This window comes from Rhodospirillales bacterium, from assembly GCA_028824295.1.
GTDB lineage: Bacteria > Pseudomonadota > Alphaproteobacteria > TMED109 > TMED109 > VXPW01.
In genome coordinates this window covers 149902-163304 of the sequence record JAPPED010000015.1, presented here as the reverse complement: position 1 = coordinate 163304, position 13403 = coordinate 149902, and the positions used below count along the sequence as shown (strand labels likewise).

11 protein-coding genes are annotated in these 13403 nt (G+C 57.8%); 5 read left to right on the top strand and 6 right to left on the bottom strand.

From position 1 onward, the window contains the following. Window positions 1-625: 625 nt before the first annotated feature. The 5 genes from OXH60_07220 to OXH60_07200 all read right to left on the bottom strand — a co-directional run bounded on the left by OXH60_07220 (window position 626) and on the right by OXH60_07200 (window position 5679). Window positions 626-964, bottom strand: coding sequence for a hypothetical protein (locus OXH60_07220; protein ID MDE0711910.1), 339 nt, complete (start codon window positions 962-964; stop codon window positions 626-628). 74 nt (window positions 965-1038) lie between these two features. Beyond that, window positions 1039-1590, bottom strand: coding sequence for a hypothetical protein (locus tag OXH60_07215; protein ID MDE0711909.1), 552 nt, complete (start codon window positions 1588-1590; stop codon window positions 1039-1041). 14 nt (window positions 1591-1604) lie between these two features. Then, window positions 1605-3986: a SpoIIE family protein phosphatase gene (locus tag OXH60_07210; GenBank protein MDE0711908.1), complete on the bottom strand. Its 2382-nt coding sequence runs from the start codon at window positions 3984-3986 to the stop codon at window positions 1605-1607. Continuing rightward, on the bottom strand, window positions 3983-5158 hold the full coding sequence (locus OXH60_07205; GenBank protein ID MDE0711907.1) for a methyltransferase domain-containing protein: 1176 nt from the start codon (window positions 5156-5158) through the stop codon (window positions 3983-3985). The genes OXH60_07210 and OXH60_07205 overlap by 4 nt, the downstream gene beginning before the upstream one ends. Then, a complete protein-coding gene (locus OXH60_07200; protein ID MDE0711906.1) occupies window positions 5158-5679 on the bottom strand; it encodes a hypothetical protein in 522 nt (173 codons plus the stop codon). Before OXH60_07200 ends, OXH60_07205 begins: the two co-directional genes overlap by 1 nt. Window positions 5680-6727: 1048 nt before the next feature. Here OXH60_07200 and OXH60_07195 point away from each other — a divergent pair. The 5 genes from OXH60_07195 (at window position 6728) to OXH60_07175 (ending at window position 12385) form a co-directional block, all read left to right on the top strand. Beyond that, entirely contained in the window at window positions 6728-7693 is a 966-nt protein-coding gene (locus tag OXH60_07195) for a PP2C family protein-serine/threonine phosphatase (protein ID MDE0711905.1), read from the top strand. A gap of 387 nt (window positions 7694-8080) precedes the next feature. Next, window positions 8081-9241 carry an ABC transporter ATP-binding protein gene (locus tag OXH60_07190; protein MDE0711904.1) on the top strand — a complete coding sequence of 387 codons (1161 nt, stop codon included), beginning with the start codon at window positions 8081-8083 and terminating at the stop codon, window positions 9239-9241. 107 nt (window positions 9242-9348) lie between these two features. Continuing rightward, window positions 9349-10356: an ABC transporter substrate-binding protein gene (locus tag OXH60_07185; protein MDE0711903.1), complete on the top strand. Its 1008-nt coding sequence runs from the start codon at window positions 9349-9351 to the stop codon at window positions 10354-10356. Then, entirely contained in the window at window positions 10341-11537 is a 1197-nt protein-coding gene (locus OXH60_07180; GenBank protein MDE0711902.1) for an ABC transporter permease, read from the top strand. Before OXH60_07185 ends, OXH60_07180 begins: the two co-directional genes overlap by 16 nt. An 11-nt stretch (window positions 11538-11548) precedes the next feature. Continuing rightward, window positions 11549-12385 carry an ABC transporter permease gene (locus OXH60_07175; protein MDE0711901.1) on the top strand — a complete coding sequence of 279 codons (837 nt, stop codon included), beginning with the start codon at window positions 11549-11551 and terminating at the stop codon, window positions 12383-12385. Between the two features lie 167 nt (window positions 12386-12552). Here the strand turns inward: OXH60_07175 and OXH60_07170 are convergent, their stop codons facing one another. After that, window positions 12553-13185, bottom strand: a complete 633-nt coding sequence (locus OXH60_07170) for a glutathione S-transferase family protein (protein ID MDE0711900.1) — start codon at window positions 13183-13185, stop codon at window positions 12553-12555. Window positions 13186-13403 lie beyond the last annotated feature (218 nt).

The following is a 13403-nucleotide window of genomic DNA, read 5'->3' as shown; positions in this document are numbered from 1 at the left end:
CAATACCGGCGGGACTCTTCCGAGCGGACTCTCAAGCGAGAAACCCGTTGTAGGGCAATGTCATTGCAACGGACACGACCCTCCAGTTTGATCAGGTGCGAGTACGCAAGAACTGACCGGTTTGCACCTCGACAAGCAGGTACGTCCATGGTTGATCAGCGCTGGGGGACTCGCGGCCCGACGACCCAAAACTAAAGCGTGCCCAGCCCGCCTGTCGAGCGCATTTCAAAACGATAACCGCTCCCCTCTGTGTATCGCCTGCACGTTCCCTTTCCAGCGCTACTTCAAGCGCCCGTCGGCCACCGTCTCCACCGGACTGCCGACGTGGTCACTGAACTTGCGCACGTCGTCGGCGCGTTCGACTTGTGCGCCGGGAAAGTTTGTCTGACGGCAAGCCGGAACCCGATGCCTTCGCTTGTAGGTGAACCTCCAAATCGGGCCCAGAGCCATGCTTAAGATCGGCGATCTCCGCGACAGGTTCTGCAGGCGGGGTTCGCCCACGACGGCATGCCACCACTATCCGCAACTGGGACAGTTTGCCCCTATGTTTCTTCGCGCGCCTTCCTCAATCTCTCTGACAATGGCCGCATTTGGGCTTGGCCTCCGCGGCAACGATCGGCGATGTCTAAACGAAGTTCAGTTGCAGCGTCGGATGGAGCTTCCGTAGGTTCGGCAGCGACTTCGATTGCCAAGGAATTCGTGTTGAACCCTTTACGGCAATTGCAATACTCTTTTGCTTACGTACTTCTATTGTGAAACGCGCAAGCAGGTTAATGCCGGAACTATTTAGAAACTCCAGTCCCACCAAATCAAGGGTGATTTCTTCAGGTTGCGACTCCAGGACGTCATTCATCATCGCCATAATCGGCTGATAGGCCTCCGTTCCAGACAGTCGCATTGTCCCTTCGTAATGGATCACCGCATCCTCTACCCATATGCGGTATTCGCTGGTCTTGATTTCCATGTGACAGAATCACCCGTGGTTCATTTGGGAGGGGGATGCGCTTGAAAAACACGCAAGTACCAGCATATCGTACTCTATGGCAATGGCAAAACTGCGTAGGTTGCCAATTGGACCGTGCCCTCCGCGTCGGAGGACGCCTGGAAATCCCAGCCCAACTGCACGCCATAGTCGCTCATCAACGTCAGCAGGCCGAGGCCAGATCCTGTTGAATTGGGATCGGCCGCATTTCGCTCTATCCGTTCGATCAAGAGCTCCGAAGGATCCCTCCCCTGCAGCCCACTCAATACATCTTGGAACCGCAGTGCACCCTCTTTACTGATAGCGTTAGCGATGCAAAGCCGAAAGTTACCGTTCTCCAAAGAAGATTCGATGACAATATCACCCGACGTCCTGAACTTTACAGCGTTTTCTAATATTTCGTTTACAAGATAACACACATTGTGACGTATCTCGTTCGCATCGACGGAACCTCTAACAGCACGTGCAGAATAAAAGTCCCCAAGGAAATCTGAAGTAATTCCGCAATGTTTCCAGGCAAGGCCGAGCGGGACGGGAAACAGCTTCAAACGCAAGGAACCGGCCTTGAACGTGCTGATGATGCCTGTGTTCCCTACCTGCTTGCGCATCTGTCGCTACCCGGTTACCGGTGCCTCATGACCACGAGGGTAATGTCGTCGTGAATTTTCTGCGTTCCGATGTGCGACTTGAGGTCCATGACAATTCCGTTGACCACGTCGACAGCAGAGCCATCACTGTTCTGCTTCGCACTCTCGCACAGGCGTTCCAGCCCAAAGAGCTCGCCTTCCAAATTTTCCGCTTCGGTCACGCCATCGGTATGGAGAATGAGGGTATCGCCGCTCAAGAAGTTCAATTTACGCGTGCCAATAAACTGCGCTATGTCGAATTCGAGGCCGATAGGGAACCCGAGGTCCATGGTATCGATACGTTCAAGCGAGCCATTGCTCCGCACCAACAAGACTTCCTCGTGCTGTCCGGTCAGCGTGACTTCGTTCTCTTCGTAGTCGACGAAAGCGAGGGTCAAGTGTTTGTCCGACTCGGTACGCTCTATGTTCTTGAAGATGGCACGGTTTACGATTTCGAGAAACCGTTCGTTGTCCTGGTCCCCTTTTTCGTAAAGAGCCCGGGCCACTGACTGGACCATCAGCATCAATACGCCGCTCTCGAGGCCATGACCTGTTACGTCACCGATACCTACCTTGATGCGAGAGCCGTCCTGAAGCACGTCGTAGTAGTCACCCCCGACTTCATCGGCTGGCTCCATGTATCCGGCAATTTCCAGCTTGGGTATCTGGTCCAGCTCGCTGACCCGCGGCAGCACCATTTTCTGAATCCGGTGCGCAACATCGAGTTCAGCGCCGAGGCGTAAGTTCTCACTTCGAAGCTGCTGATTAAGGGAAACAATTTCCCGGTTTGCTTCTTCAAGGTTGCGAGTGCGCTCTTCAACTAAGTTCTCTAGGTTCTCGGTATGGTACTGGATTTCCTGCACCATGCTGTTAAACGCAACTCCCACCTTGCCCACTTCGTCGCGCGTGGGAATGTTGACCCGAACCGAATAGTCCTTCCGTTCCAAACTCCTCGCAGCGCTGGCAAGCGCACTTAAACCCGCCGTAATGCGTCCGGATATCGCGTAAACTGCGAAGAAAACGATAAGTAGGCTGACCAGCAATACGGCGATCTGCAAATTGTAGATTCTCGATGTGGCGTCGGAAATCCCGCTCTCCACGGCCGTCAGTAACTGGTACACCTCCTCTTCCGACACGACGAAACCAACCGTCATGTTTTCCTTGCCGATGCCGTCGACATTCCACAAGTTTGTCGGGCGCAACTGCTTCTGAACGATCAGGTAGTCGGTGTCCTCGCCATTCTGGTCAAGTGTCAAGTGCTGGATGGTTACGTCACTTCCAGTCGGCAATTGCATGTCCGCAATGGCCGGGTGAACACTGTTACGGATCGATCTGTCAATACCGGTTACACCTTGTCCCCCACCTTCGCTAGCAACCAGTCCAATTGTCGCTTCACCGGACTCGTTTATGGCAATCACATTTCCATTCGACATCAGCAGATAACCGAAACCGGTATCGGCAATCGTGATGCTCTCAACGAGCGAGGTCAATTGGTCGAGCGTGATGTCGACGGCAACCATTCCGGCGACGTCGGTGCGATCGGCAGTCCAGAGCGGATGGAAAAAGCTCACAATCAATATGCCGGTGATCGCATCCACGTAGGGTTCGGTCATCACAATGTTGGAATCGACCTGCCTAGCGTCTGGGTCAGTCAACCAAGCCTGCCAGCCCTCGTACACCCCCGGAAAGAAAAAGTCCCAGAAATTTGGACCTTCATTGTGTCCGGGATAAAGTTTGTCGAATGTCTGGGCCTGTTCCGAATACGGCGTGGCTCTCAAGATTGATGCGTGCTTGGGGCCGACGTAATAGACCTGCAACTTGGGGGCACCGGTCTTCATAACCGCGGGCCCCATCAGGTCGAGAAACTTGCTGTCCTGAATTTCTTGGGCAGTGCTGGGGAGAGGCCGGCGGTTCTCATCCAAGAGATACCCCCAGACGCTGACGGCGGAAGGCGCACCCGGCAGATTTTGCGACCACCCACCCTCGGCGCTGTAAACCAACGGGCTGGTCAGGTCCGGGTCAGCCGCAATCGCGGCGCCGAGTTCACCTTTCACATCAGGGTGGTCGATCAGAAGTTGCATCCCGTTAGCCAACATCGTGACTTCGGAATGCACTCGTTCCAGTAGCAGGTCGGCTTGGGACGTCGTCATTTCGATGGACGTCTGCAGGAACTGCTCGGTAGATTGGGTCAGGCCTTCACTGATCTCTTCCCGCGCTCCTTCGGACAGTCGCTGCATGTTCCAGATTGACACCCCGCCAGACATCGCCAGGTCAAACACCACCGCAGCGCCGACGACGAGCACGAACTTGGCGCGGAAACTGCGAAGCGAGAAGCGCCCCAACGACAACTTACCGCTATCACCCTGACGGGAGCTCATAGCGGCTTTCGCCCAGAAGCCACCCATATCGGCCAGCCCGCATATCCCTTGGGATGCAGGGCAGCAAAGATATGGTCGTCGAAACCCTTCTTAAACTTCTCTATGAATGCTTCGTCGTCACCGCGCTCTCTGGCCATACTTTCGGCGAACATGTGCCTCCAAGTTCTTACGACCTCCGCAAACTCCTCCGGATCACCATCAAGATTGGTCACCATGAACGATTCCATGCGGATATCGACGAAGCCGGCGTCAAGTAACAACCTGCGACTCTTTGGGCCGATTTCGATGTCCATGTTGAAGTGCTTCCAAAGCTTAGCAACTTCGTTGTAGGTCCATTGGATGGATTCTGAGCGCGGCTCGCCCAGGCAGTGAGAATTCTTCTCGTTGGTGACGTAAACGCGGCCGCCGGGCTTACAGATTCGGAGCAGTTCCGACAATATGCGCTCAGGTTGATCAAAGACCTGGAGGGAGTGTCGGCACGTTACGAAATCGAACTCGCCATTTGGCAATAACATCTCCGCAGCATCGCCGTAGACGTACTCGACACCGGTCACATCGAATTCCTTTGCCATCTTGCGGGCGTATTCGAGACTGGACTTGGCGTGATCGAGGGCTACAACGTAAGTCGGATTGAACTCCTTGAACAGCAATATTGCGAAATCGCCGATACCGCAGCAAATGTCGGCGATCTTCATACCCTCTCCGATGCCATGACGCGGGAGTATGTGCTTCTCGTGTCGCCATGTCATCGTCGTCTGTCTCCGCAACACGGACACAAACGAACTGTCTTCGACAAATGCCTGTCCAGGGTAGAAATCCTTGTCGTACTCCACAACGTCGATACGAGGAATCTTTCGTTGCAGTACCCTGAATTTTCTGGGTGTCCACCCCACCACACTGGACATCGTGATCGTAACGTTTACGTCAGGCCGTTCCCGGCAGACTTCCAACAGCACGGAAGCCATGCCATTGAATGCGACGTTGTTGGACTGCAGTAACCGCCGGACGTTGACGTAGAACATCCCGGTTGCTCGCATTGCACAGGCCCGGAGTGACTCCAGACACGCACTGATCTCGCTGGCCTCCTTCGGCCGCATCGAACCACTCAACGTGAACACCTGGTCGTTCTCGTCGAACCCGAACTGAAACGATGCTGAGTCAGGGTTTGCCATTAGTCCGGCTCTGGCTCCAACGCCAAGTCAACCGTCAGGCGAAGCGCGCGATCCTCAACCGCATCAGCTGATACTGCGGCCTTGTATGAAATTGCGAGTTCGAACAGCCCGACACGACGGTCGAAGCCCTCGTCCGAAAAAAGGAGATCCAGGTATTTTTCGGAAGCGTCCGCCGTACAGAGTTCCTCCGCTGTCTTGATGTAGAACTCCTGTTCGTCCGCTGCGCAGGGCACCAGCATTGTGATCCGGTCAATGGGGCCTTTTCGCAGAAGCTGAAAACGGAATTGTCCCGCTTCTTTGCGAGTGCGGTAGACCGTCTCGAATAGCTCATTCAGGGTCGCTGACAGAAGGTTCGAAAACATGAACGGGTCAGCGCGATCATGGCTAACCATCCGCGCAACGTACGACGACATGTAATCGCAATAGTCCCACTGGTCATCCAAGACCTTGGTGTCCAAATCGAATTCCAGAAGGAGGTCGTAGCCATCCTCAGGGAGGCTGTTGTTCTGCGTATCGGTCATGCAGTTACCAGCCCGGCACACCTGTCCGCACATTTGCGGTTCCGGGGCAAGCCGCGGCTCCGGCACCCGTCACCATTGAACGGGGCCAGAGTGGTGCGCAACCGTTCGGCCGCCATCATGTAGAACTCTCAGAAAGATCGGATGCTGCTCCACAATCGCCGGAAGAAGCTATTGCGCACAACAGGCTAGCAGAGCATCGCCAACCGCTTGCCAGTGACCTATAGCACAGGTTGGCTACTATGTACAGGCTACTGCAGCTAGCCATAATGGGGCAACCAGCGCACATGTGCGCGTTTTCGCAGCGGGATCGATCCGACCAGGATGCGTGACCAAGCTTGCTTCGGAAGGCCCACTTGCACAGAAACCGTTTCACGGCTGGCCCTGACCTCTGGTCACAGCGGCGAATAGCCACTTGCAGGACTCCCCCGCATTTTTCCCCGCCCATCCGATGGCGATGCGTGACAGCGGCACGCGAGGCCACGTGACAGAGAGCAATCACGACCCGAACAGGATTGGTGCACCAACAGCCGGCAGCGACCGCACTCCCGCCATGACGAATATGCCTTGTAGCGGTTTGCACGACGACACGTGACGTCTTTCCGGGCGTCCAGCGAACTGGGGGTTTCGACCTCATCTCGCTAGGAACCATTGCCGGGCTCGCTACCACCTAGTTGACCGATTGCCGGATCACCGAGATCGCCGTTTGCGCGCAAGTCCGCGCCACGTTTCCCGCCCGGACCTCGCCACGCGCACGAGTTCCCAGGACCGTTCCATTCCCACATCTTTCAACCTGTCGAACCAGCGCGCCAACCCCAATTCTTGGCCGAGGTCCGCAGACTTGCCAGCGCGGGCCGGAAGTGGTGACAGGATCCCGGCAGCACCGATCAGGTTCTACTCGTGTGCGCCATCCCGACAGTGCGCCGCAGATCAGACATTTACTTGCGTTTCTGCGCACCAGATGCCGAAGCTCATGATTTGACACGACCGTGCATGGCGATCAAAATTCTCACAAGGATGCATTGTCCATTGCTGAGGCCAAGCGGAGCCGATGTCCACCGAGACGGCTGAGAGCCTGACTGAGCAGGAATTGGCAGAAGCGCGGGTAGCACCTGCCCTCGCTGGCATGCTCGCGGAAACCAGAGGCAAGCTTGCTGAGCTGGAGGCTGAGCACAGTGATCTCCAGCTGCTTTACGAGGCCACTATCGCTCACGGCGAGGCGGTTGAGGATCAGCTTGCGGAAAGCAACATCCTGCTGCAACGCACGCAAGCACGGCTGGAAGAAGAACTGAACGATGCCTCTCGTTACGCATGTTCGATTCTACCGGAGCCGCGTTCCGAATGGCCGAGCACCGAATGGTATTTCGAGCCATCGACAGAGTTAGGCGGTGACTCGTTTGGTTACCACCATATAGATCCGGATCATTTCGCGATTTACCTGATTGATGTCTGCGGGCACGGCATCGGCGCTGCCCTCCTGTCCGCAACCATCATCAATGTCCTGCGGACGCAGGCGATGTCGAGCGCCGAATTTCGGGACCCGAGTTCGGTCCTCGCCGCCCTCAACGATACGTTTCCCATGGAAAACCAGAACAATATGTTCTTTACGATCTGGTACGGCGTCCATGATCAGCGAAGCGGCGAGCTGCGGTATTCGTCCGGAGGACATCCGGCCGCGATCCTGCTCAGCGTTGATCGTGATGACTCGGGTGATAGTGGTGCGGTGTCCACCAGGCTCTTGGGTAACAAGGGAAACGTTGCAATCGGCACGTTTCCGGGCCTGCAATTCCCTGAAGCGACAACCATCGTAAAGACACATGATCAATTGCTGGTCTATAGCGACGGAGCGTACGAAATCCCCGTCGCAGACGACCAGATGCTGTCCCAGCAAGACCTGGTCGATTTTGCAAGCGCCGATGCCGGTCGGGGACCGGCAGAAATATACGAGTGGGTGCAGTCCCAGTACGGTGAAGGTGCGCTACCCGACGACTTCTCGGTGGTGAAAGTTCACTTTTGAGATCAGCCCAACGTTCTGAAAAGTCGGTGCGATCCAATTGGCCGCCTCAGATGACGCGTGATACCCGCCTTCCGGATGGTGCCCAGACCTCGCAAAGCCGTCGCCGCGTTGCCGCGCACGACCAGAAGTGAAGCGCGCGTGGGGGTGCCAACGGTGCCGGGTCCACGGCGCCTGCGTGCGAACGGGCCTGGAATCCGCGTCGCCCGAACGGTTGCTGAACCCACAGTGAGGTCGATGCGAGGCCGCCATAGGGGCATTTTCGGTGGTCGCCCGCAGGGCAACAGGTACAATTGTTGCCGAAAAATCTGCTCCTGAAGGTTGTAGGAAATGCAGTCCGCGCCGCATGTTGAGTTCCGAGGTGTCAGCAAGACCTACGACGGGCGGACCATGGTTGTCCAGGACCTTGATTTACGCGTACAGGAAGGCGAGTTCTTCACGTTGCTAGGCCCGTCCGGGTCCGGAAAGACCACCTGTTTGATGATGCTGGCAGGCTTCGAAGCACCGTCGTCCGGGGAAATTCGTTTGTCGGGCCGGTCCGTTCAGCACCTGCCGCCGCGGAAGCGGGGTATCGGCGTGGTATTTCAGAATTACGCTCTGTTTCCCCACATGACTGTAAGACGGAACCTAGCGTTTCCGCTGGAGGTGCGCGGGATCTCGGCAGCCAGTCGAAGACAGCGGATTCGGCAGGCGCTCGAGGTTGTCCGGCTTGACGGGTTCGAAGACCGCCGGCCTGCGGAGCTCTCCGGAGGTCAACAGCAGCGTGTCGCGATTGCCCGGGCGTTGGTGTTCAACCCGTCGCTGGTGCTGATGGACGAACCGCTCGGTGCATTGGACCGGCGCCTACGCGAAGAGATGCAATTCGAGATTCGCCGAATGCAGCAGGACTTGGGCGTGACCGTCGTTTACGTCACTCACGACCAGCAGGAGGCGATGGCGATGTCATCACGCGTCGCGGTGTTCCACCGCGGCCATATTCAGCAAGTCGCCGCACCGGAGACATTGTATGAAGAACCCGAGCGCGAATTCGTCGCGAGCTTCATTGGTGACAACAACATGTTGCGAGGGCACGTCCGGAAAGTGGAGCGCGATTTCTGCGACATCGAGACGCCGGGCGGAACCGTCAGGGCATTCCCGGTGCACCATTGTCGCCCCGGCGATAGATCCGTTCTGGCGATCCGCCCGGAACGTGTGAGCCTCACCAAACCGGGTGTCTACACGAACGAGTTCGAGGCGGTCGTCGAGGACATCTTGTTCATAGGCGACCATCTTCGACTGCGCGTCAACCTGTGCGGCAACCCCAATTTCGTTGTCAAGATTCAAAACACGGTGGGTCACAGCGCAGTCTTGGAAGGCGACCGCATCCGCATCGGCTGGAGCGTGATGGACTGCCGCGCCCTGCCTGACGAGGAAGGTGGTTCAGGCCCGATCTCAGTGAATCAGCAAGGCGCCGAGAACCAATCGCGAACCCCCGTGGACGCCGGGACGCCAAAAACGGGGCGAACGAACGATACGCTACTGGCTCAATCTCATCAGGAGGATGGCGTATGAGTGCGCCTCACAAATCTCGCACCAAGCTCCAGCAAGGTGTCCTGGCATTCATCGTCGCACTGGCAATGCATGCCGTTGCAGTTCCGCAGGCGGTGGCCGACAGTTCCGTGACCGTGGTGTCCTGGGGCGGATCATATGCGGAAGCATGCAGAAAGGCGGTGATGGACCCATTCACAAACGAAACCGACATCGAGGTCCGCCTTGAAAGCTACAACGGCGGCCTTGCCCAGATTCGAGCCCAGGTAGAAACCGGCAGCGTCCACTGGGACGTGGTCGATCTGGAGTTCGCGGATTTGGTACGCGGATGTGACGAGGGCCTGTTGGAGCTCATCGACATCGACGAACTACCGCCGGCTGCAGACGGCACGCCCGCACGCGACGATTACTACGAGGGCACGTACTCGGAGTGCGGCGGTGGCGGCATCTTTTACTCCACCGTCTACGCCTACAACAATGAGAGCTTTGGCGGGGAGCGGCCCACCACCATTGAGGATTTTTTCGATATTGAGAAGTTTCCGGGGCGTCGCGGCATGCGTCGAACGGCCGTCGGGAACCTCGAATTCGCATTGATGGCGGACGGGGTGCCGCCGGGAGAAGTCTATGAAGTTCTGAACACCCCCGAAGGTCTGAGCCGGGCCTTCAACAAGCTCGACACGATCAAGGAACACATTGTTTGGTGGGAGGCGGGCGCGCAACCACCCCAGATGCTGGCCGACCAAGAAGTCCTCATGAGTACCGCGTACAACGGACGCATTTTCAACGCTCAAGTTCTGGAACAACAACCCTTCACCATCGTCTGGGACGGCCAGATGCTTGACTATTCGCAGTTCGCCATTGTCGCCGGGACGCCCAACCTAGAAGCGGCCAAACGCTTCTTGTTGTTTGCCTCGCGGGTTGAAAACATGGCTGCCATTGGCCGATACATTGCCTACAGTCCGACGCGTCGTTCAGGCATTGACTTGATTTCTACGCACCACGAAACCGGTGTGGAAATGCGGCCACACATGCCGAGCGCTCCCGAGAACATGGGCCGCGTGGTGCGAAATGATTGGGAGTGGTGGAGCGACAACGGCGAGGAAATGAACGAGCGCTTTAGCGTGTGGCTCTCTCGCTAGCGGCAGCGCGGTTTCGGGCGGCAGCCCTGACGCTGCCGCTCGTTGCCTTCATCGGTGTCACGTTCCTGGCTCCGCTGGGCACGATGCTGGTTCGCAGTGTTCACGAGCCCTTGGTTGCCGACTCCTTACCCGACACTCTCGCGTTGCTTGACGACTGGGACGGTACGTCGATTCCGGGTGAAAAAGTATTTCGTGCACTGGGGCTGGAATTTCGAAAGCTGCACGAGCAACGGGCCCTCGGCGGCGTCGCCACGCGCGTCAACCGCCTGGAAACCGGCATGCGCAGTGCGATCGTCCGCACGGCCCGGAAGCTCCACGACGTCAACCCCGACTCGTGGCAGGAGGCCGTGACCGCCGCCGACCCAGTTTGGGGAGAGGCGAAGGCGTGGCGGGCGCTCCAGCGCTCCGGCGAGCGGTACACTGCGCGCCACTTCCTGCACGCCCTCGATCTGGGACAAGACACAGCTGGGAAGGTGGTTCTCCAGCCGCCAGATCGGCGCATTTACCTCCCCCTCCTTGGACGGACGTTGGCAGTCAGCATCGCGATCACCATGCTCTGCCTGATCCTCGGTTATCCGGTGGCCTACCTCATCGCGAACAGCAGCCCCTCGAAAGCCAACCTCCTGCTGCTTCTCATACTGGTTCCGTTCTGGACATCGTTACTGGTTCGTACCACTTCCTGGATCGTCCTTCTTCAGAATCAAGGGGTAATCAACGACCTGTTGGTCGCGGTCGGGGTGACCACTGACGAGACACGCTTCCCCATGATCTACAACATGACGGGCACGTTGGTAGCGATGACCCAGATCCTCCTGCCCTTCATGGTCCTGCCTCTCTACGCCGTCATGCGAACCATTTCGCCGTCCCAGATGCGAGCGGCAGCAGCCTTGGGCGCCACGTTTCGGCAAACGTTCGTGCGTGTGTATTGGCCGCAGTCCGTCCCCGGCGTAGCGGCCGGATCTCTGCTCGTGTTCATCCTGTCCATCGGCTACTACATCACACCGGCCCTGGTTGGTGGACGCACGGGTCAATTGATCTCCAACCTGATTGCGTACCACATGCAGCAATCCCTCAATTGGGGCCTCGCCGCAGCCCTCGGCGCCATCCTGCTGGTCTGTGTCGCGTTGCTCTATTGCCTGTTCAATCGGCTCGTAGGCATCGAACGGATGCGGTTCACCTGATTCGGTATGGCATGACCGGCCACAATCTCGCTGAGCGCCTTGGGCGCGGACTGTACCTTGCCTTCTGCATCGCGGTCTTCGCATTCCTGATAGCCCCGATGCTGGTCGTGGTTCCGCTCAGCTTCAACGCCGAACCCTATTTCACGTTCAGCCAGGGAATGCTGGCCCTCGATGCTGATGCGTATTCGTTGCGTTGGTATCGCAGCGTGATCGTGAATGAGGAGTGGCGTCTTGCCCTGACCAACAGCCTGTTCATCGGCCTCGTCGCTGCAGCCCTGGCGACAGTCCTCGGAGTGCTGGCTGCGCTCGGACTGGCCAGCCCCGCGATGCCTGGCCGCGCATTCGTCACCGGGCTACTGATCTCGCCGATGATTACTCCGATCATTATTTCGGCGGCTGGCATGTTTTTCTTCTATTCGAAGCTGGGCCTCTCTCAGACGCACCTCGGCCTGATCCTCGCCCATGCCGCCCTCGGCACGCCCTTCGTGGTGATCACCGTGACGGCCACGCTCAGCGGGTTTGACCAGAATCTGGCACGTGCCGCTGCGAGTCTGGGCGCTGGACCGTTTGCGGTCTTTCGTCGCGTCCAGTTGCCGTTGATTGCCCCCGGCGTCATCGCCGGGGGTTTGTTCGCTTTTGCCGCGTCATTTGACGAGGTAGTCACCGTATTGTTCCTCGGAGGACTTGAGCAACGCACCATCCCAAGGCAGATGTGGGCCGGCATTCGCGAACAAATCAGTCCGGAAATACTTGCAGTGGCTACGTTCCTGGTCGCCTTCGTACTCGTCCTGTTGGGCGTGGTGGAATACTTGCGAAAGCGTGGTGGACAGGGCCCGGTCGGCCGGTAGCGGGCAACCGGGCAGCCACCCTTCCACCACCGACCTTCGATGCCAAGAACCCGGCACCACAACCGCCGGCCGGCCTCCGTTACTTTCTATCGAGGCCATCTCACATGTCACGTGAACCACCGGCGCCCCGGCCCCACGCTCAGGACGAACGGGAAACGGCCGTTCGTTCAGGCACTCGCTGATGGACGCTCCGAAAACTCCGAATGCCAACGGTAAATGCCCGGATACCGCTCCTGCACGCCCATCTCGAAACGATTGGCCATATTGATCACGAAGAAACAGGTGATGTCGGCAATGCTGACTTGGTCTCCAGCAACAAACTGATTGCCCGCCAGCTGAGGATCCAGTCGTTGCAGGAAAATGTGCAGCATCTCTTGACCGCGTTCCACCATCGCAGGCAACTGAGGCAAGTCCGTACGCGTTCCGGGCACGACACGGCCCGCGAACAGGGGGACCTGGTTCCGCGTTGCATGCAAGATCGGCATGAAGCCGTCGAGCTCCACCCTGCGATTCCACATGTCGATGGTCGCCCGTTCCACAGCCGAACGACCAAACATCGACGGTTCCGGCTGCAACTCCTCAAGATACCGGCAGACTGAGATCGATTCAGCGATCACCGTGCCATCATCGAGTTGAAGAAATGGTACGCAGTGAAACGGATTCATCGAAGTGTACGGTTCTTTGAACTGTTCATCATCCCGCACGTTCAATTCGACGATGGGTACGTCCATGTTCTTTTCCACCAGGAACATGCGTACGCGTTTGGAATTGGCCGCAGGGCCGAAATCGTAGAGTTTCAAGACAATGCACTCCGCAGAGGGGTTCACTCGCTGGCACGGCCCAAGTTGGGATCCCGCATGGCCGCCCACTACCGCGCGAACGGGCCCCGGGCTTCGCGCAGAGCCACCGGGCGCGAGGACCTGCGCCACAAGCCACAGCCCGAGCCGCGCAACGGTTATACACATTGCTGGCTGTATGAGTAGCCTTCACCGGCGTTCCGAATGACCCGTGCTCGGAC

Bases quoted from the DNA above. Each gene is read 5' to 3' on its own strand.
- OXH60_07215 (MDE0711909.1), bottom strand. From the start codon at position 1,590: ATGCGCAAGCAGGTAGGGAACACAGGCATCATCAGCACGTTCAAGGCC.
- OXH60_07190 (MDE0711904.1), top strand. From the start codon at position 8,081: ATGGTTGTCCAGGACCTTGATTTACGCGTACAGGAAGGCGAGTTCTTC.
- OXH60_07195 (MDE0711905.1), top strand. From the start codon at position 6,728: ATGTCCACCGAGACGGCTGAGAGCCTGACTGAGCAGGAATTGGCAGAA.
- OXH60_07205 (MDE0711907.1), bottom strand. From the start codon at position 5,158: ATGGCAAACCCTGACTCAGCATCGTTTCAGTTCGGGTTCGACGAGAAC.
- OXH60_07175 (MDE0711901.1), top strand. From the start codon at position 11,549: ATGACCGGCCACAATCTCGCTGAGCGCCTTGGGCGCGGACTGTACCTT.
- OXH60_07200 (MDE0711906.1), bottom strand. From the start codon at position 5,679: ATGACCGATACGCAGAACAACAGCCTCCCTGAGGATGGCTACGACCTC.
- OXH60_07210 (MDE0711908.1), bottom strand. From the start codon at position 3,986: ATGAGCTCCCGTCAGGGTGATAGCGGTAAGTTGTCGTTGGGGCGCTTC.
- OXH60_07220 (MDE0711910.1), bottom strand. From the start codon at position 964: ATGGAAATCAAGACCAGCGAATACCGCATATGGGTAGAGGATGCGGTG.